Origin of the sequence: Xenorhabdus bakwenae (assembly GCF_030272115.1) — a bacterium.
Classification (GTDB): domain Bacteria; phylum Pseudomonadota; class Gammaproteobacteria; order Enterobacterales; family Enterobacteriaceae; genus Xenorhabdus; species Xenorhabdus bakwenae.
On record NZ_CP119194.1, the window covers coordinates 1,974,121 to 1,993,498 of the forward strand.

At 46.9% G+C, this 19,378-nt stretch carries 20 protein-coding genes, 1 other RNA gene and 1 pseudogene; 13 read left to right on the forward strand and 9 right to left on the reverse strand.

What is annotated here, in order from left to right; all coding sequences use genetic code 11:
• Position 1 precedes the first annotated feature (1 nt).
• The 7 genes and pseudogenes from PXH59_RS10105 to PXH59_RS10135 form a co-directional block, all read left to right on the forward strand.
• Positions 2-352, forward strand: coding sequence for an HNH endonuclease (locus tag PXH59_RS10105; RefSeq protein WP_285811559.1), 351 nt, complete (start codon positions 2-4; stop codon positions 350-352).
• Positions 353-537: 185 nt separating this feature from the next.
• Positions 538-999: a phage terminase small subunit P27 family gene (locus PXH59_RS10110; protein ID WP_047771471.1), complete on the forward strand. Its 462-nt coding sequence runs from the start codon at positions 538-540 to the stop codon at positions 997-999.
• Between the two features lies 1 nt (position 1,000).
• Positions 1,001-2,740, forward strand: a complete 1,740-nt coding sequence (locus PXH59_RS10115; protein ID WP_285811562.1) for a terminase large subunit — start codon at positions 1,001-1,003, stop codon at positions 2,738-2,740.
• A 9-nt stretch (positions 2,741-2,749) separates the two neighbouring features.
• Positions 2,750-2,917: a hypothetical protein gene (locus PXH59_RS10120; protein WP_434223358.1), complete on the forward strand. Its 168-nt coding sequence runs from the start codon at positions 2,750-2,752 to the stop codon at positions 2,915-2,917.
• 12 nt (positions 2,918-2,929) lie between these two features.
• Entirely contained in the window at positions 2,930-4,171 is a 1,242-nt protein-coding gene (locus PXH59_RS10125) for a phage portal protein (RefSeq protein WP_285811564.1), read from the forward strand.
• Entirely contained in the window at positions 4,149-4,796 is a 648-nt protein-coding gene (locus PXH59_RS10130; RefSeq protein WP_285811736.1) for an HK97 family phage prohead protease, read from the forward strand. Before PXH59_RS10125 ends, PXH59_RS10130 begins: the two co-directional genes overlap by 23 nt.
• Positions 4,797-4,809: 13 nt before the next feature.
• Positions 4,810-5,577, forward strand: a pseudogene (locus tag PXH59_RS10135) (phage major capsid protein); the annotation flags it as partial.
• On the opposite strand, the gene PXH59_RS10140 reads toward PXH59_RS10135, so the two are convergent.
• A protein-coding gene (locus tag PXH59_RS10140) for an IS3 family transposase (RefSeq protein ID WP_285811737.1) occupies positions 5,570-6,738 on the reverse strand; the annotation gives its coding sequence in 2 pieces (ribosomal slippage) (positions 5,570-6,477 and positions 6,477-6,738; 1,170 coding nt in all). The pseudogene PXH59_RS10135 and the gene PXH59_RS10140 overlap by 8 nt on opposite strands.
• A 78-nt stretch (positions 6,739-6,816) precedes the next feature.
• On the opposite strand from PXH59_RS10140, the gene PXH59_RS10145 reads away from it, so the two are divergent.
• On the forward strand, positions 6,817-7,515 hold the full coding sequence (locus tag PXH59_RS10145) for a phage tail fiber protein (protein ID WP_285811566.1): 699 nt from the start codon (positions 6,817-6,819) through the stop codon (positions 7,513-7,515).
• 38 nt (positions 7,516-7,553) lie between these two features.
• Here the strand turns inward: PXH59_RS10145 and PXH59_RS10150 are convergent, their stop codons facing one another.
• The 3 genes from PXH59_RS10150 to smpB form a co-directional block, all read right to left on the reverse strand.
• Positions 7,554-8,057: a phage tail protein gene (locus PXH59_RS10150; protein ID WP_285811568.1), complete on the reverse strand. Its 504-nt coding sequence runs from the start codon at positions 8,055-8,057 to the stop codon at positions 7,554-7,556.
• 1,406 nt (positions 8,058-9,463) lie between these two features.
• Positions 9,464-9,827: a transfer-messenger RNA gene (gene ssrA / locus PXH59_RS10155) on the reverse strand.
• Between the two features lie 51 nt (positions 9,828-9,878).
• Positions 9,879-10,361 (reverse strand): SsrA-binding protein SmpB, encoded by a 483-nt coding sequence (smpB, locus tag PXH59_RS10160; RefSeq protein WP_047768254.1) that lies wholly within the window; start codon positions 10,359-10,361, stop codon positions 9,879-9,881.
• Positions 10,362-10,518: 157 nt separating this feature from the next.
• Here smpB and PXH59_RS10165 point away from each other — a divergent pair, with 157 nt between their 5' ends.
• Positions 10,519-10,953, forward strand: a complete 435-nt coding sequence (locus PXH59_RS10165; RefSeq protein ID WP_285811570.1) for a type II toxin-antitoxin system RatA family toxin — start codon at positions 10,519-10,521, stop codon at positions 10,951-10,953.
• Positions 10,946-11,239: an RnfH family protein gene (locus tag PXH59_RS10170; RefSeq protein ID WP_047768258.1), complete on the forward strand. Its 294-nt coding sequence runs from the start codon at positions 10,946-10,948 to the stop codon at positions 11,237-11,239. The genes PXH59_RS10165 and PXH59_RS10170 overlap by 8 nt, the downstream gene beginning before the upstream one ends.
• A 51-nt stretch (positions 11,240-11,290) precedes the next feature.
• Here the strand turns inward: PXH59_RS10170 and bamE are convergent, their stop codons facing one another.
• The 3 genes from bamE to nadK form a co-directional block, all read right to left on the reverse strand.
• Positions 11,291-11,635 carry an outer membrane protein assembly factor BamE gene (gene bamE / locus PXH59_RS10175; RefSeq protein WP_047768259.1) on the reverse strand — a complete coding sequence of 115 codons (345 nt, stop codon included), beginning with the start codon at positions 11,633-11,635 and terminating at the stop codon, positions 11,291-11,293.
• Positions 11,636-11,747: 112 nt separating this feature from the next.
• Positions 11,748-13,421, reverse strand: a complete 1,674-nt coding sequence (gene recN, locus PXH59_RS10180) for a DNA repair protein RecN (protein ID WP_285811571.1) — start codon at positions 13,419-13,421, stop codon at positions 11,748-11,750.
• A 132-nt stretch (positions 13,422-13,553) separates the two neighbouring features.
• The gene (gene nadK, locus PXH59_RS10185) at positions 13,554-14,432 is read right to left on the reverse strand and encodes an NAD(+) kinase (protein ID WP_285811574.1); all 879 of its coding nucleotides are present in this window, start codon (positions 14,430-14,432) and stop codon (positions 13,554-13,556) included.
• A 124-nt stretch (positions 14,433-14,556) separates the two neighbouring features.
• Between nadK and grpE the strand changes: the two genes are divergently transcribed.
• Positions 14,557-15,138, forward strand: coding sequence for a nucleotide exchange factor GrpE (gene grpE, locus PXH59_RS10190; RefSeq protein WP_285811575.1), 582 nt, complete (start codon positions 14,557-14,559; stop codon positions 15,136-15,138).
• A 66-nt stretch (positions 15,139-15,204) separates the two neighbouring features.
• On the opposite strand, the gene ung is transcribed toward grpE, so the two are convergent.
• Positions 15,205-15,885 carry a uracil-DNA glycosylase gene (gene ung, locus PXH59_RS10195; RefSeq protein WP_285811577.1) on the reverse strand — a complete coding sequence of 227 codons (681 nt, stop codon included), beginning with the start codon at positions 15,883-15,885 and terminating at the stop codon, positions 15,205-15,207.
• A gap of 331 nt (positions 15,886-16,216) precedes the next feature.
• Between ung and grcA the strand changes: the two genes are divergently transcribed.
• Both grcA and PXH59_RS10205 read left to right on the forward strand, forming a co-directional pair.
• Positions 16,217-16,600 carry an autonomous glycyl radical cofactor GrcA gene (gene grcA / locus PXH59_RS10200; protein ID WP_285811579.1) on the forward strand — a complete coding sequence of 128 codons (384 nt, stop codon included), beginning with the start codon at positions 16,217-16,219 and terminating at the stop codon, positions 16,598-16,600.
• A 187-nt stretch (positions 16,601-16,787) separates the two neighbouring features.
• The gene (locus tag PXH59_RS10205; RefSeq protein WP_285811580.1) at positions 16,788-17,825 is read left to right on the forward strand and encodes a Tle-like phospholipase domain-containing protein; all 1,038 of its coding nucleotides are present in this window, start codon (positions 16,788-16,790) and stop codon (positions 17,823-17,825) included.
• A 76-nt stretch (positions 17,826-17,901) separates the two neighbouring features.
• On the opposite strand, the gene srmB is transcribed toward PXH59_RS10205, so the two are convergent.
• Positions 17,902-19,242: an ATP-dependent RNA helicase SrmB gene (gene srmB / locus PXH59_RS10210; RefSeq protein WP_285811582.1), complete on the reverse strand. Its 1,341-nt coding sequence runs from the start codon at positions 19,240-19,242 to the stop codon at positions 17,902-17,904.
• Positions 19,243-19,378 lie beyond the last annotated feature (136 nt).

Sequence of the window (19,378 nt, forward strand, 5' to 3'; positions counted from 1 at the left end):
CATGCCGCCTCGTATCCCCCGAGCCTGCCGCAAACGTGGCTGCCCCAAGACCACTACCGACCGCAGCGGCTACTGTCCTGACCATATCCATACAGGCTGGCAGACTCACCAGCAAGGCAAGAACCGACACGCCCGCGGCTACGGCAGCAAGTGGGACAAGCTACGAGCCAGCGTTAAGCAACGGGATAAACATTTATGCCAGCAATGCTTACGTGGGGGACGAGCAGTAACAGGCGTGACGGTTGACCATATCACACCCAAGGCACACGGTGGCACGGATGAGCTATCCAATCTGCAACTATTATGTTGGGCTTGCCATAAACGTAAGACCGCCACGGAGCGATTACGATAAAGATTGAATGAATATTAATTTCTCATTGCAATCATTGCATATGTCATCGCTATAGAGGGAGGGGCGGGTTAAATTTCTGCCACTCTCGCCCTTAAGGACCGCCGCCTTACCTCTTTTCACATCGCCGCGAAATGCAAACCTTTTTTTGGGGTGCCCCAACTGCACCATTTTACAGGAGACATCACATGGCAGGACGACCGCCAACCCCGACTCACCTGCGTCTGGTGAGGGGTAACCCATCAAAACGCCCGATTAACGCCCATGAACCGAAGCCGGAAAAAGGGGTTCCCCTGGTCCCCAAACATTTTGGGAAAATGGGCCGGTACTGGCACGAACGGATCGCCGGGGAGCTGAATAAAGTCGGCGTGCTGACTCAGCTTGACGCCAAAGCCCTTGAATTGCTGATTGAAGCCTACGTCGAATACCGGACGCACTGTGAAACACTGGAAAGCGAAGGTTACACCTACCGGACCGATCAGGGATTAATCAAAGCGCATCCGGCGGCAGGCATGAAAGCCGATGCGTGGAAACGTATTCATGCCATGCTCAGCGCCTTCGGCATGTCGCCATCCAGCCGGTCTAAGGTCAACATGGCCGGGGAAGACAAAGCTGATCCCCTGGCTGAGTTCTTACAAATGAGGGATTAACATGGCAAAAGTCGCGGAGGGTATTCGCTACGCCGAGCGGGTCGTGGCGGGTGAGGTTGTATCCGGTGAGCTGGTGAAACTGGCCTGTCAGCGGTTCCTGAATGACCTGAAAACGGGGGAAGCGCGGGGAATTTATTTCAGTGAACCCCGTGCCCAGCATATCCTGAACTTTTACAAATTTGTGCCCCACGTCAAGGGCGCACTGGCAGGCAAGCCCATTGAACTGATGGACTGGCATATCTTTATTCTGATTAACCTGTTTGGTTTTGTGCATCCGTTGGTGAATGAAGCCACGGGGGAAGTGGTGCTGCGCAATGACGGCAGCGGGCGGCCGGTGATGGTGCGCCGTTTTCGGACGGCCTACAACGAAGTGGCTCGTAAGAACGCCAAGTCCACCCTGTCCTCCGGTATTGGTTTATACATGACCGGGGCTGATAGCGAGGGCGGGGCGGAAGTTTATTCGGCCGCGACCACCCGTGATCAGGCCCGCATTGTGTTTGAAGATGCGAAAAACATGATCAAGCAGGCCAGATCCACGTTAGGTCGCCTGTTTGAGTTTAATAAGCTGACCATTTATCAGGAGCAATCCGCGTCCAAGTTTGAGCCACTGTCCAGTGATGCTAACAATCTGGATGGTCTCAATATCCATTGCGGTATTGTTGATGAGCTGCACGCCCATAAAACCCGTGATGTGTGGGATGTACTGGAAACGGCCACGGGGGCGCGTTTGCAGTCATTGCTGTTTGGCATTACCACCGCAGGATTTAATAAAGAAGGGATTTGTTACGAACTGCGTGATTATGCCGTTAAGGTCCTGCGTGGTCAGGTGCCCCCTGATGATACTTTTTTCGCCCTGATCTACACGCTGGATAAAGACGATGATCCGTTTGATGAGACGGTCTGGCAGAAAGCGAACCCCGGATTAGGTATCTGCAAGCGCTGGGATGACCTGCGGCGGCTGGCGAAAAAGGCCAAAGAGCAAGTGTCAGCGCGGCACAATTTTTTCACCAAGCACATGAATCTGTGGGTCACAGCCGAATCGGCGTGGATGGATATGCTCAAGTGGGATGACTGCGAACCGCTGGCACCTCCGCATGAGCTGAAAACCTACCCGATGTGGGTCGGCGTGGACCTGGCGAACAAGATTGATATCTGTGCGGCGGTGAAAGTGTGGCAGGCAAACAACGGTCATGTCCATGCTGACTTTAAATTCTGGCTGCCGGAAGGTCGACTGGAACGCTGTTCACGACAGATGGCGGAACTTTACCGCAAGTGGGATGAGCTGGGCGTATTGACCCTGACGGATGGCGAAGTGGTGGATCATGCGCAAATAAAAGAAGAGCTGCTGATTTGGATTACCGGTGACAACCTGAAAGAACTGGGTTTTGACCCGTGGAGTGCAGTCCAGTTCAGTCTGGCACTGGCGGAAGACGGCGTGCCACTGGTGGAAGTGGCGCAAACCGTGCGTAATCTGTCCGAAGCCATGAAATCACTGGAAGCGGCGGTATACAGCGGCAAATTCCACCATAACCGCCATCCGGTGATGGACTGGATGATGAGTAACGTCACCGTCAAACCGGACAAAAACGACAATATCTTCCCCAATAAATCCACACCGGAAGCCAAAATTGACGGTCCCGTTGCCCTGTTTACCGCCCTGAGCCGGTTACTGGTGAACGGGGGTGAGCAACAGGAAAGTCTGTCCGATGTGTTAATGAGCCGGGGTCTGCGCTCACTCTGAGGTGATTTTATGAAACTGTTAATGATTGCTGCCCCGCTGGTCGGGCTGGCAGGGGGCGGCCTGTTGTCTTACGGGGCGTGGCTGCTGCTGCCCGCCGCGGGGTTTATTGTCGCGGGGGGGGCTGTGTCTTGGCTGGTCGTATCTGGTTTCCCGCCTGCTCAGCCACAAACCCGGTAAGGAGGCCTCCTGATGTTCTTTCCCGGCCTGTTTCGAAAATCCGCTGAACCGATGACTTCCCGTGACCTGAGTGAATTAATCGGCCTGTCATATGACACCTACACCGGCCGGCGGGTCAGCCCGCAGTTAGCCATGCAGCTCACCGCGGTCTTTAGCTGTGTGCGGGTACTGGCGGAGTCGGTCGGCATGCTGCCCTGTTCGCTGTATGAGCAACTGGGGCGGGGTAATCAGCGTGCCGTTGAAGAGCGGCTGCATAAACTGCTGTCGGTCAAACCCAACAACTACATGACTCCACAGGAGTTTTGGGAGTTACTGATTGCCTGCCTGTGCCTGCGGGGTAACTTCTACGCCTACAAAGTCAAGGCCCTCGGGGAAGTGGTGGAGTTACTGCCCCTCGATCCGGGCAGTGTCAGCAGCAAATTAACCCGTGACTGGCAGCCAGAATATCAGGTCACCTTCCCGAACGGTGACGTCGCCACCCTGACCCAGAATGAAATCTGGCATGTGCGCATTTTCACCCTGGACGGCCTGACTGGGTTAAGTCCGGTGGCCTACGCGCGGCAGGCGATCGGGTTAGGACTGGCGACCGAAGAGCACGGTTCCCGGTTATTCGGTAACGGGGCCGTCACCAGCGGGGTACTGCAAACCGATGAGTCCCTGACCGACGAGGCCTTTAGCCGGTTGAAAACCGATTTTGAAGCGCAGCATCAAGGGCTGGCAAATGCGCACAAGCCGCTCATTCTGGAAATGGGGCTGAAATGGCAGCAAATCAGCCTGTCGGCCGAAGATGCGCAGTTTCTGGAAACCCGCAAATTTCAGCTGGAGGAAATTTGCCGCATCTTCCGGGTACCGTTGCATATGGTGCAGAACACCGACCGCGCCACCTTTAACAACATTGAGAATTTAGGGATTGGATTTATTAACTATTCCCTCGTCCCGTACCTCACCCGCATTGAACAGCGGATTAATGCCGGGTTAGTCAGAAGCCACAAGCAAGGGCGGTTTTACGCCAAATTCAACACCGGGGCATTGCTGCGCGGGGACATGAAATCCCGTTTCGAGGCCTACGCCACGGGCATCAACTGGGGGATCTACTCCCCCAATGAGTGCCGGGAACTGGAAGAACTCAACCCACGAGAGGGCGGAGATATTTACCTGACCCCCATGAACATGACGACCAAGCCGGAAAATACCGGCCAAAAACCCCCAACGGAGGACAAACCGCATGCCGATGATGACCAGACAACGGCTTGATGTGCCCCTGAAAATCAAATCGGTCAGCGACTCCGGCGAGTTCGAGGGCTACGGTTCGGTGTTCGGGGTAAAAGACAGCTATGACGATATTGTCGTATCCGGCGCTTTTGCGAACACCTTAAAGCAATGGAATGAGAAAGGCAGCCTGCCCGCGTTGCTCTGGCAACACCGGATGGATGAACCCATCGGTATTTATACCGAGATGAAAGAAGACGAGGTGGGGCTGTACCTCAGGGGGCGGCTGCTGATTGAGGATGATCCGCTGGCAAAACGGGCGCATGCCCATATGAAAGCCGGTTCCCTGTCGGGATTGTCCATCGGTTATATCCTGAAAGACTGGGAATATGACCGGACAAAAGAGGCGTTTTTACTGAAAGATCTCGATTTATGGGAAGTCAGTCTGGTGACCTTTCCGGCTAACGATGAAGCGCGGGTCAGTGAGGTGAAATCCGCCTTTGCCCGCGGTGAAATACCCTCGCAAAAAAGTATTGAGCGAGTCCTGCGCGATGTCGGGCTTTCGCTAACTCAGGCCCGGGCCTTGATGGCCAGCGGCTACCGTGCACTTTCTCTGCGTGACGCTGAGCAGGCCGCACTGGAAACATTGAAATCCATTAAATTTAATTAAATAAGAGGCTGTTATGGCGATTGATCAAAAAGATGTCAGCGAAGTTGCGCAGGAACTGAAAGGCGCTTTCGAGGCGTTCCAGCAGAAGAACGACAAACGTATCGAGGCGATTGAGGCGGAAAAAGGCAAACTGTCTGAGCAGGTTGACACCCTGAACGGCAAGCTCGGTGAGCTGGATACCCTGAAAACCGCACTGGAAGACGAACTGGCGGGGCTGAAACGTCCGGCAGGCAGCGGCAATAATCCCGCCGTCAGCGAGCACAAAACGGCATTCGCCCAGTTTATCCGCAAGGGCAAGGAAGACGGGCTGGCCGAACTGGAACAAAAGGCCATGCAGACCACGACCGATCCCGACGGCGGCTATGCCGTGCCGGAAGAGTTGGATCGCAACATCATTAGCAGCCTGAAAGATGCGGTGGTGATGCGTCAGGAATGCAGTGTGATAACACTGGGGACACCGGACTATAAGAAGCTGGTCAATCGGGGCGGAACAACCAGTGGCTGGGTGGGGGAAACCGATAAGCGCGAGGAAACCTCAACCTCACAGCTCGGCGTGATTGAGCCGGTCTGGGGGGAGATTTACGGCAACCCGGCGGCAACCCAGCGGATGCTGGATGATGCCTACTTTGATGTGGAAGCCTTTATCACCGCGGAGTTGGCGCAGGAGTTCGCAGAGAAGGAAGAGGCGGCGTTTACCCACGGTGACGGCAACAAGAAACCCAAGGGGTTACTGGCGTTTGGCTCGGATGACAAGACGGACAAAGATGAAGTGGTCAATAAAAATTGGTCACTGACTTAGAGGCTTCCCAAAATAATCTTTCTGATTCATTGGGGGTTAATCCGTTGTTATACCAGTGAGGGCGAAGCTGACTGTAATAACCTGTTATATACTGGGTGATTGAATATCTGGCTGCCATAAAATTTGCATATCCCTCTAAAGGCACCCATTCGCTTTTCAAGCTCCTGAAAAACCGCTCCATTGGGCTGTTATCCCAACAGTTTCCCCGTCGGCTCAGGCTTTGTTTGATACCATATTGCTGTAATAATCGCCTAAATGCTTTGCTGGTATACTGGCATCCCTGATCGCTGTGAAACATCACACCTTGTGGCTTTCCTCTTGATTCAAATGCCATTGTTAAGGCTTTCTTCGTTAACTCAGCGTCGGGCGAAAATGACATCGCACAACTGACGGGTTTACGCGCAAATAAGTCGAGAACCACCGCTAAATACGCCCAACGTTGACCTGTCCAGATGTAAGTGATGTCACCACACCAAACCTGATTAGGTTCCGTAACAGCAAATTGGCGATCAAGATGGTTTGGAATATCAACATGTTCCTGCTCCTTTCGTGAATACCGATGTTTGGGTTGTTGACGACTGACCAGCCCGAGTTCAGCCATGAGTTTTCCGGCCCGCCATCGGCCTAATGGGATCCCCTCACGGGTAACTATCGAGGCAATCGTTCGTGCTCCGGCAGAACCGTGACTTTTGTTAAAGGCTTCACGAACCCGGCTTTTTAGCGTTACGCGAGCAGAGTCTGGCCGCTTGATTCGCTTGTGCCAGGCCTGATAACTACTGCGATGAACCCCGAACAGTTGGCAAAGAGAAGCCACCGGATAATGCACTCTGAATTGCTCGATTAACGAGAACTGTTCATGTAGTCCGACATCAAGAGTGCTGAGGCTTTTTTTAATACATCGTTTTCCATTTCAAGGCGTTGCAGTTTCTTCTTCAGTTCGCGTATTTCAATTTGCTCCGGCGTGATGGGTGAGGCTTTGGGTGATTGGCCTTGTCGCTCCTGTTTTAACTGGCGAACCCAAGATTCCATTGCCGATTTACTCACATTCATCGCCTTCGCCGCTTCTCTTATGCTGTAATGCTGGTCAAGGACTAGCGGGGCAGATTCCAGTTTAAATTCGGGGCTGAAACGTCTTTTCATCATGTCACCTATTTTGCGTGTTGAAGTGAGAATATCACCTCTATAACGGTGACCAAAATCATTGGACCACATCAAAATGCAGTGGCACGGGATTTATCTAACGGGGGAGTACAAACCATTCAGAGCAACATGGTGATAGAAAACCCGTTGAATGCTGCACATGAAATTTCCTGTTTTACTGATGGTACCCGTATTAACCTAAAAACCTATGGTAATGACCCACATATTGTTTACAAATGGAATGACTCTCAATGGTATGAAATGCGGCTCCCCAGAGGAAACGGCCATGTATTATCGTTGGGCGCTAATTGCTGGCGTGATAACAATGGCTACATACGACAGGGTTCCCCCATCATCCAAATCTACCCCGATGGTACATTCATCACCAACGACGAATCCGAAGGGGCCACCGTCACTAAACTCGGCACCGGTCATTATCAAATCTCCGGCGTATTGGGTTATAACGCTGACGGAGCATGGGGTGTCCACGGCGGTATCTCCTCCCCGAAGAACAACAACGGGCTGGAACTCATTTACATTGATGACACAGTGAAAAAATGCGGCGGCATTATCATTCGTACTTTCCACCGTCAGCATACCCATTTACCTGAACGGTTCCAGAACAGGCGGATAAAAGACATCGTGGATGGTGAAAAAGTCTACTATGCCGATGCCGAACCCTGCGACATTCCCGAAGGTTGTCGCTTAGATGTCCGCGTTCAGATGCCGGAAGATTCGGTGTGGAATGTGGGGCAGGGGGAGGTGAATTCGGAGCCTTGACGATATGAAAAAGCCCTCGTGGGGAGGGCTGATAGCTACTAAGCTGCTCTTACTATATAATTGAATGCTATGTTGCGGGGGCGTGTTTCGTTATCACCAGTCATACCAATAGATTTACCTTCGCCAGTACTACCCAAGCTATTGACTGATCCGGGTATCTCACCACGAGCCGGATCAGCGTTATCTTTATGAGTTATCTCACTTTCTGTAGTTTTGAGGCTATGGTTATGCCTTGCGAATGTATCAGCTTGCCACGATAAAACTTGGCGATTCGAGTCTACTCCGCGCTCATCATCCCAACCACGAATAAATTCCCCCCTTAAATCAGGCAATCTGCCTGATGGATAGGCAAGGGCAAGTTTCGGATATCTTACTGTATCAAATACTTCACCATTACATTTAAGCCAACCGTCCGGTGGAATTTCTGACGGCCAAGGAATAGGAACCCCAACGGGTAAGGCAGTATAACCAAAGTCTTCATAGGATTGTTGTGTTGGTACTGTGTCTTTTAAATTTGATACGTCAGGTTTTTTATCTTGCATAGCTATTCCCTCATTTAATCAACAATATACATTGCTAAGTAACATGAAGGCGGGATGCTTCTCCGCCGGTGAACATCAATAAAATCGGTTCATCAATACTGGAGAGTACGGCTTGATTAACTTTAATGGGTGAGATACATGTTTTGATGACAGGATGACATAAAATGACAGATGGTGAATTAATGAAATTTATCAAATGGCTGATAAAACTTAGCATACTAAAAGCGGGATTCCCCGTCTTTATAACCCCTTGATTTCCTTAATCTCTGGCACAGTGACAGAATTGTGTTAAATCAATACGTTACGTTAAATGGAATAATTACTCCCTTTTAACCCCTTGATTTAATTGAATTCTCGCTCAATGCAGGAAATAAGTAAAATCAACGACTTAGCTAAAGGTGGGATTTCTCACCTTTAATTCAGCATTCTTCCGTCACAAACGGAGCAGTGAAATTAACTCTAGGGACTCCTTGAGTTTAAGGGGTCCTGTTGTCGAGGTCATTAGCTCAGTGACCTCGAAGAATACCGTGGTCCTCACTTTGGAAACTGGAAATATTGAGATGTCTTGGGTGGTCAAAATGACCACTTCGGAAAAATCAACGGGTTACAGTGATAGCTTGAAAAGTAAGCAGACGGCATATTTGCAGTCTGGTGATCATTGGTTCCGACGAAATTCGTCGTAGCCTCTCACAAGGTCGGAACGTTTAGCGTACTGACCTCTCACTACCGACGAAATTCGTCGTTAGTCACTGAGTTACATTAAGCAACCCTGTGAGGGTAAAAGGTATAGAGGAAATCACCATACCCAAGGTGTGATATCACATCTTGAAGATGGTTGGAATTTCAACCATGAATCAGGTTTGAGCCATCTACGGCAACTATAGGGATTTCCTCTATAGTTGATTACTATGAAAGTCAAAGGGTAGATTGCTGTGCTATGGTGATCAATCTTCCTTTTCATTCTCACCTTGGAACTGGCTTTATCTTCTTTTGCAAAAAAAAAATTGCATCCGCCAAATAACATCAAAAAATTTGAATATTTAAAATCACTGTTTATATGTACAGAAAGGCATTATTTCAGAGAGGAATTTTGACAGTGAATTTTTCGGATAAAATAATGATGTCCGTTCTTCAATATTTGTTTTGGAGGGAATGATCTGAGGGGTAAGCCAGACTCAAGACAGGCAAAAACAGCGTGTATTTTTGTTACACTTTCTTACAAATAGAAATACATTTTTTACAAATAAAAACACCTCAGAGGGGGTGGGATTCTGAGGTGTTTCAAATTTGACTTCACGTGCATTTTACGTGCACTTTTAAGTCCCTTTACTGTCATGACAGTGACCTACCAACTTTGCTAAGTTCTTGTTTTTCAAGTTGTTGTCCTTACACTGTCCTGCCAAATTTGGTGGAGCTGGCGGGAGTTGAACCCGCGTCCGAAATTCCTACATCCTTGGTACTACATGCTTAGTCTGGTCTTTACATTCGCTTGCCAGCTGCGGACAGACACGCCACTAACAAACTAGCCTGATTGGATTTAACGCTTCAACCCCAGGCAGGGCATCCACGCGATCTCTTTTGGGTTTGACCTCTCTTGATCCCCGTCCTAAGAGCGAAGGCTAGGGAGAGAGGGCTCTGCGCAGGTTATTAAGCTGCCAGTGCGTAGTTTTCGTCGTTTGCGACTATTGTTTTGCGGCTTTTTACGAGGCCAACCGCCCCTCGGCATGCACCTTGGGTTTCGCAAATCCCGTCGAATCCAGAATCAGCCCCAAGTATAATAAGCGTTAAGTATATCAGAATATTGGATGACAATGCCAGCGATTAACGCCCAGAATTCTTCATAATTCTCGCTTTGTCTAATTTCCACTCACGTTCTTTGATATCTGAACGCTTATCGTGCGCCTTTTTACCTTTTGCAACGCCAATTTTGATTTTGCACCAAGCATTTTTCCAATACATGGAAAGTGCGACGATGGTATAACCTTCTCGATTGATTCGACCATACAGTGAATCAAGCTCGCGTTTGTTAAGTAGTAGCTTGCGTGACCGTGTCGGATCACAAACTACGTGGGAAGAAGCAACGTTTAATGGCGTAATCGTGGCACCAAAAAGATAAGCATCACCATCTTTGAGTAAAACATAACTTTCACTGATGTTAGCTTTGCCAGCACGCAGTGATTTAACTTCCCAACCTTGTAGGGATAAGCCTGCTTCGAATTCTTCCTCAATGAAGTATTCGTGGCGGGCTCGCTTATTCATGGCAATTGTTGCCGAACCGGGTTTGTATGCTTTTTTCTTTGTCATAATGCGTTGTATTATACTGCATGCGTTAGTGAAAGAAATCTCTTCTGTATGATATTTAGCGATAAGTGCGCATTTATTGTTCTAAATGTCGTCAGGTTTTTATTTAACCATGTTTAAGTGATACTATTCAGCGCTGTTATGTTTTACAGGAAATGATATGCCACAGATTAATCGCTCTGCGCTAGTACCTTACAGCGTGGAACAAATGTATAAATTGGTCAACGATGTGACTTCTTATCCTGATTTTTTACCGGGATGTGTAGGTAGTTGTGTAATAAGTAGTAGCAATAATGAAATGACGGCTTCTGTTGAGGTTTCTAAGGCAGGGATCAGTAAGACGTTCGTAACGCGCAATACGTTATTTGATAATCAACGCATCAGTATGCAGCTTGTTGACGGGCCTTTCCGTAAATTGATGGGAGGGTGGCATTTTATTCCGTTAAGTGAAGATGCTTGTAAGGTTGAGTTGCATCTCGATTTTGAATTTACCAACAAGTTGATCGAACTGGCCTTTGGCAAAGTATTTAAGGAGCTGGCTGGGAATATGGTTCAGGCTTTTACCCAGCGTGCACGTGAGGTCTATAGTGTCTGAGATTAATATCGAAGTCGTTTATGCTCTGCCTGAACGGCAATATCTGCGTAATGTGAAAGTACCCCAAGGAGCTACCGTCGAACAGGCGATTGTAACGTCTGGTCTTTTGACATTACGTAATGATATCGATTTGACTAAAAATAAAGTTGGTATTTATAGCCGTCCTGCCAAACTGACTGAAACGCTGGAAGAGGGAGATCGTGTGGAGATTTATCGCCCTCTGGTTGCGGATCCAAAAGAAATGCGCCGTAAACGAGCAGAGCGTGCGAAAAACAATGCACAATAATGTCTGTTTATTCGCCAGATTTTCTACTGGCGAATAAATAAAACACACATCTTACTGATTCTCTGGCAGTGATTTTTCATCCTTGATATCAGTTAGCACACCATTGCTATCAAAGGTAAGTGTCAGGGTTTCCTGAGTTGTTTTCCCATGGCCTGGTTGTTGGCGGAATACGTAATACCAAGTTTGACTCCCAAACGGATCGGTCAGCATTGGTGTTCCCAAAGTGTAAGAAACTTGCTGTTGAGTCATTCCCTGATGGATTTTTGATACCGCAGCCGGCGTAAGGTAGTTCCCTTGATTAATATCAGGACGATAAACAATTCGCTCAAACATGGAGCAACCCGCAGTCAGCATAACAAGTGAGACAGTAGCGGCAGTCAACAATTTACAGCGCATAGTAATTACATTCCTTTAGGCGTTAGGCCGTCGATAATAATAAACATTGAAGAGGTTGAAAACCTCTACGCATTTACCTATGACTGCAATTATACAAGAAAGTTGTCTCAATTTATGCCGCTAACAACTCTTTTGCGTTAGCCAGAGTATTTTTTGTAACCTCACTCCCCGCCAAAAGCCGCGCCAGTTCTTGAAGTCGTGCTTTTTTATCCAATAGTTGCATTTGGGTTTCTGTTTCTTCGCCGTCTGTTTGCTTGCTGACATAAAAATGCTGATGCCCGCATCCTGCGACTTGAGGTAAGTGGGTGACACACATCACTTGGGTGGATTCCCCCAATTCACGCAGCAAACGCCCAACAATGGCCGCTGTTGGACCGCTGATACCTACATCAACTTCATCGAAAATCAGCGCGGGGGTTTCCATTTTTTTCGCCGTAATGACCTGGATTGCCAGTGCAATACGGGAAAGCTCACCACCTGATGCCACTTTTGCCAATGGTTGATGGGGTTGGCCAGGGTTGGTTGTGACATTGAATTCAACTTTGCTGGCTCCATCAATATTTAAATGCTCTGCTTCAAAGGTAACATCGATGGTAAAGCGGCCATGAGGCATAGAAAGTTGGTGCATACTGTTTGTTATCAGTTGGCCCAATTCTGCGGCATATTTTTGGCGAATATGGTGCAATTTTTCTGCCACAGTCAAGGCTTGTTGATAATGCAAGCTGACAAGTTCACTGAGATGGGCACAATCATTTTCCTGCTGGGATAGTTGATATTGCTCTTCCAACAACTGTTGATGTAATGCAGGTAACTCTTCTGGCGCAACATGGTGTTTACGGGCCATGCTGATTTGTTGGGAAATTTTCTGTTCCAGTTCAAATAAACGATTGGGGTCCAGTTCCAGTTGGTTGCTGTAATGACGTAACTCATCACTCACTTCATTGATTTGGATAGCAGCCTCTTCCAGCATGTTAAGCAGGCCACTGAGTTTGTGATCCATGCTGGCAAGCTCTGTCAGTTCACTGCGGGCATAACTAAGAAAACTGACAATGTTCTGTTCATCATTATCACTTAAAATTTGGAGGATATTTTGACTGACGGACAAAAATTGCCCGCAATTTGCCAGTCGTTTGTATTCACTATCTTGTTCTTGATAATGACCTGGCTGTGGTGACAGTTCGTCCAGTTCTTTCAGGTGATATTCCAGCAATTGCTGACGTGAGCGACGCTCAAGAGCTTGTTGTTGGAATTGGGAGAGAGCCTGACAGCTTTGGCGCCATTGCTGGTAAGCCTGTTTCATTTCTTGCTGAAGTTCGAAATCGCCCGTGTAAATATCCAGTAAGCGCCTTTGGTGACGATTTTCTAACAATAATTGGTGAGCATGTTGTCCGTGAATTTGAATGAGATGGGAACCTAATTCACGTAATTGAGAAAGGGGTACAGCAGTACCATTGATAAAACCGCGAGAGCGCCCATCAGCGGTAATGGTACGACGCAGCAGGCACTCATTGCCCTCCTCAAAACTTTCATCGAGCTGGTGGTCTATCAGCCACTTGCGGGCAGAAGGCGCATCAGTGAGTGAAAAACGGGCGCAAAGGTCGGTACGCGGAGCACCCGGGCGAACCATATTGGCTTCGCCACGGTTGCCAAGACATAAACCTAATGCATCAATCGCGATGGATTTACCGGCTCCGGTTTCCCCTGTGATTGCCGTCATTCCTGGGCGGAAATCAATTTCAAGTTCGCGGACGATAGCAAAGTTACTGATGGTCAATTGAGTCAGCATCGTGCTCCTCCTTCTTTTTACTGTATATAAACACGTTACTGTATAAGAACATGTTCCTGTGCATAAAAACATGTCTGTGCTTCCATACAGTATAAACTGGTTTTTTATACAGTAAAGTAGGAAGGCTCGTTTTTAGAACATTTTTTTCGACCAGCCCAGTTTTGTGCTCAGTGTATTAAAGTAGTTGTAATCTTTTGGATGAATTAAGTGCAGATTATAGTCACTGCGTTTGATGATCACATCTTCACCATCTTGGATTGGCAGGACGATCTGGCTGTCACAACTGACTTCGTAGTCACTGCTGTTTTGGGCGAATTTCAGGCGAATGCTGCTTTCGCTGCTGATAACGAGAGGGCGTGACGAGAGCGTATGTGGAAACATCGGCACTAGCACGATAGCCTCTAAGTTTGGGGTTAATATAGGTCCTCCAGCAGACAGTGAATAGGCCGTAGAGCCAGTGGGCGTTGCTATGATTAAGCCATCTGAACGTTGAGAAAAAGCAAAACGTTCATCAATATAGACTTCAAATTCAATCATATGAGCAACTTTGCCTGGATGGAGTACGACTTCATTTAATGCAGTGCTGCGCCGGGATTTATGCCCAGTTTTTGTCACTTGTGCCTCAAGCAGAAAACGTTTTTCGTCTCGATATTTGCCATCCAAAACTTCGGAGAGCTGCTGTAAAGCATTATCGGGATCCAAATCCGTTAAAAAGCCCAAATTGCCTCGGTTGATACCAATGACTTTAATGTCATAACGTGATAATACTCTGGTTGCACCGAGCATATTGCCATCACCACCGACAACAATCACAAGATCGGCAATTTTACCAATTTCTGTTAATCCTCCCGTCTGAGCGTCTTTTAAACTAATGTCTTTAGCGACTTGTCTATCCACAATGACACAATAACCTTTAGATACCAGCCAGTGATACAGCATTTCGTGGGTGGCCAGTGCTTCAGGGTGACGTGGACGACCGACAATACCGATGCATTTGAATTCATTATTCATTGCTGTTATTTCCTTCAGCATATGGTTTTGCCCTCACAATAATGATTGTTCCCTTGAATCCCGCGTTTTGATCCCCATAATAAGCTCAAATGGCGAAGATAATACAAAATACGCGGAGATATTCATGAGTAGTAAAGACCAAAAAGTACCTGACGAGCAAGTCGCAGAAAATACAGAAAATGTATTAGAGCAACAAACAAATGCGGAACAGGCAGATGCGCCAGAGACTGAAAACGTTGTTGATCCGCGTGTTGCTGAGTTGGAAGAACAACTGAAACAGGCTCAGGCTAATGAACGTGATGCTTTGCTGCGTGCACGTGCTGAAATCGAAAACATTCGCCGTCGTACTGAGCAGGATGTAGAAAAGGCACATAAATTTGCATTGGAAAAATTTGTCAATGAACTTCTGCCTGTTATCGATAATCTGGAACGTGCATTAGATGCGGCTGATCGTACCAATGAAGCGTTACTGCCAATGGTTGAAGGTATTGAACTGACGCTGAAATCTTTTATTGATTCAGTGGGTAAATTTGGCGTTGAAGTGGTCGGTGACACCAATGTCCCTTTCAATCCAGAAGTGCATCAGGCGGTGACCATGATGGAATCAGAACAGCATGAACCTAATCAGGTTATGTTGGTGATGCAGAAAGGTTATACCTTGAATGGTCGTCTATTGCGTCCTGCAATGGTTGCTGTTTCTAAATAAAGATTACGGTCTCTCGTGATGCAATGCCGCCATGAGAAAGGCGGCATTTTTGTAGGCATAAATCGACTATTGGGGTAATTGAGGCTCCCAATCTATAGGCGATAATCCTTGTGATCCCAATAAGTTGTTGGCCTGTGAAAAATGTTTACAGCCTAAGAAACCACGATGGGCAGACAAAGGTGAAGGATGGGGAGCTTTTAATACATGATGGCGTTGGATATCAATAAAATGGCCTTTTTTCTGGGCATGCGATCCCCAAAGCAAGAAAATAACTCCGTTACGATGTTCATTGATTGCGGCAATGACTTTGTCAGTGAACGTTTCCCAGCCTAAATGCGCATGAGAATGCGCGTTACCGCGCTCAACGGTGAGCACGGTATTAAGCAATAATACGCCCTGTTTTGCCCAGCTGATCAGGCAACCGTGATTTGGTCGAGTGAATCCGGCAATGTCCGATTCCAGTTCTTTGTACATATTGACAAGAGAAGGCGGCGCAGGAATACCAGGCTGTACAGAGAAAGCCAAACCGTGGGCTTGATTCGGGCCGTGGTAAGGATCTTGTCCTAAAATCACGACTTTTACATCAGCCAATTCAGTATAGCGAAATGCATTAAAAACATCTGTTTGAGGCGGATAAATGGTTTTTCCAGCCTGACGTTCATTGGCAACATAAGCCAATGTATCAACAAAATAAGTCTGTTTCTTTTCATTGCCGATGACATCGTGCCATGTGAGAGGTGCGGACATAGCCAATCCCTTTCTAGATGATTATCAGATAGCTTAAGCTTACCGATTCCCTTGGGATAGGGAAACCCTGAGATCTCAATCTAAGCTTAATTCCCAGGATGAAAATCTATTTTTATAAATTTTTTGAAAAAACATGAAAATAATTTCATTCCATTCTGTCGGAAAAGATGATTTAAAACATGACATTATGAATTCACTATCAATAACCGTATGAAACCCGTTGATTACAATCAAAGAATCTTCTCATTTGTACTGGTATACAGGAAATTAAGAACGATGATGGGTTAAGCTAGGATTTGACCGAATAACTAAGATGATGTTGGAGGTATAAATGATTACTGGGATTCAGATTACCCAATCTAACAACGCTGCATTGATGAACTCTTTTTGGCTGTTGGATGATGAAAAAAATGAAGCGCGTTGCATCTGTGCTAAAGCAGATTATGATGAAGGCCAGATTGTTGCCAAAGAGGTGTTGGGGCAATTTGAATATAGTGAGATCCCGCTGGAAGTTAAGCCGGCTGTACGTGTAGAAGGCGGGCAACATCTGAATGTTAATGTTCTGCGCCGTGAAATGCTGGAAGATGCAGTAAAACACCCCGAAAAGTATCCTCAACTCACTATTCGTGTATCTGGTTATGCTGTACGTTTTAACTCACTGACGCCAGAACAGCAACGTGATGTTATTGCACGTACTTTTACCGAAAGTTTGTAATTCTTGTATCAAGCAAAAAATTTAAAGGGAGAATCGTTACTCCCTTTTTTTATTTACATACTTTAATTATGGAAATTAAATTTGTTAATTAAAAATTAAATTTGTTTTAATTTTGTTAAAAATTCTGCCGATAGAGAGTTTGGGCTTTTAAACCACACCAAACTTGAATAATCTGTAGGAGAATTTTATGACCTTATCAATTAATACCAGTTCTTTTAGTAACTTAGGGGTTTATTCTTTACAAGGAAATACCTTACAACCTCAATCTAATGCTACTGCACAGTCACCACCTGACAAAGTTGATCACATTTCTTCCGCAAATATTTCGTTTTCAGAAAACACTCAGCAGGTTAATGCGCTCTATCAATCATTGGTTAATAACTTAAATGCCAGCACTATGGCAGCACCTGAATTGAAAGCCAATGATATTGCGGGAAAACACTCTCAACGGGTCGATTATGCCCTGACGCTGGTTACCCGTGATGTTTATCGACAAACGAGTTTAGGAATTGGCGATTATGTGCGTCTGTCTGACGAGGATTTATCAAGAGCAGGCATTGATCCTGACACTCTGAATGATTATTCAACAGGGTTTCAGGCCGGTGTATACCAAAATAAGGGGTTATATATTGTCTCTTTCACAGGTTCGAATGAATTACAGGATTTTATGGTAAGTATTCGTCAAAAGCTTGGTTACAATGAAAAACAGTATAACCAAGCCGTGGAATTGGCACATAAGGCGTTAGAAGTATTTGGTGAAAACGTCATTTTCACCGGGCATTCATTGGGGGGCGGATTAGCAACTGTGGCCGCATTGGCAACAGGAAAACCAGCAGTTATTTACAATTCTGTTAGTGTTTCTGACGCGACATTGAAACATATGGGCGTATCACCCGAAGTTGCCCATGAATTGGCTGACAGTGGTTTAGTACGCCATTATACCGTTGAACACGATTGGCTGGGTAACTTGCAAAAAACATTGCCAATCCGTCAACCGATGGGGCACAAAATAGAGCTTAAGTATGAATATGAATTAGAGAACATATGGGATCTCATACTGCCTAATCGATATGGCTTACATGCCTTTAAGGCCCATTTTTTGGAAGCTGTCCTCGAATTAATGGCGGAACAAAAGCCTTGGCTGAACAATGGCAATACCATGTTGGCGTCAACGGATGTTACAGATATCACACCGCAGCAAAGTGAACAGCATTATGCTGCGTAATATTTAGCGCTCAGTCTGCCGGAACTTGGGCGAATTCACTGTATGGCTTCGCCCATGTTCTACACTCGGTTATGAATTAATCGTTGCTAGATTCAGTTAATTTTGGGCTGGGATTGCCAGAAGAAGCGCGGCGTTTACCGATATTTTTGCTATCGCGATGACGAACTTTTACGCGGTTTTTCTTTGTCTCTTCTGTTTTCTTCTTCTCTTTACGTTTTGCCAGTACTTTTTTGGATGGCTTATTACCCTTTTTCTCACTTGGCGTTTTGGTCTGTGGGCGAAGCTCATCAACCACTCGTATTTTCAAAGGTTCTTTGAGGTAACGGCTGATTTTACCCAAAAGTAGGTGATCATGTGCTTCAACCAAAGCAATAGCCGTTCCTTTACGGCCTGCACGAGCAGTACGACCGATCCGGTGCAAGTAAACATCTGCGGTACGAGGCAAATCGAAGTTAAAGACGTGGCTGACATCTTCGATATCCAATCCACGGGAAGCAACGTCGGTGGCGACCAGGACTTTGACTTTACCATCATTCAAGCGTTTTACGGCATCTGTACGCTTGGCCTGCACCATTTCTCCTTCGAGAAAACCCGCCTGAATGCCTGCCTGGTTCAGCCAATCGACAAGTTCGCGAACACGCTCTCGTTTACGTACGAAAACAATGGATTTAGTCACTTCAGATTGCTGGAGAAGGTGACACAGCAGAGCTGTTTTATGCTCTAACGAATCAGCCCGATAGTAAAATTGCTGAATTTTCTTGCGTTCACGGCGAGAAGGTTCGGCATCAATCTCAACAGGATCAGTTAACAGGCGCTCGGCAAAATCACGGATGGATTCCCCTTCCAGAGTTGCGGAGAATAACAAGGTCTGTTTACGCCAGCGGGTTTCGCCTGCAATCGTTTCGACATCATTGGCGAATCCCATATCCAACATGCGATCCGCTTCATCAAGGATCAGCGTTTCCACTGCACGGCAATCGAAATTTTCTTCTTTGATGTATTGCAGCAGACGCCCTGTCGTTGCGACAACAATATCCTGATTCTCACTGAATACTTCCGCATGATTCATGTAGGCAACACCACCCGTGATTGTCGCAATGTCCAAATGTGTATGGGCCGCCAATTCTTTTGCCTGTTCTGCTACCTGCATTGCCAGTTCACGGGTTGGCGTCAAAATCAGGATGCGTGGCGGCCCTGATTTTTTGCGAGGAAAATCCAGTAAATGCTGTAGAGTTGGTAGCAGGTAAGCGGCGGTCTTACCTGTACCGGTCGGCGCTGAGCCTAATACATCACGTCCGTCCATCGCCGGAGGAATAGCTGCCGCCTGAATGGCGGTCGGGAGTTCGTAGCCTTTGTTGTTCAGTGCTTCAAGCAAGGATTCATCAAGGTCGAATTCGGAAAAGTTTGTCGCAGTCATTATATACCTCTGTTTGGGCCGCCGATTATAAATCGGTAAAACATAAAAAGAAAATACCCAAATAACACGCCAGACTCCCGCCATAGCTCGCTATTATGCTGAATTTCCTGAATTGTTGTTTTTGCTAATTTTCGTG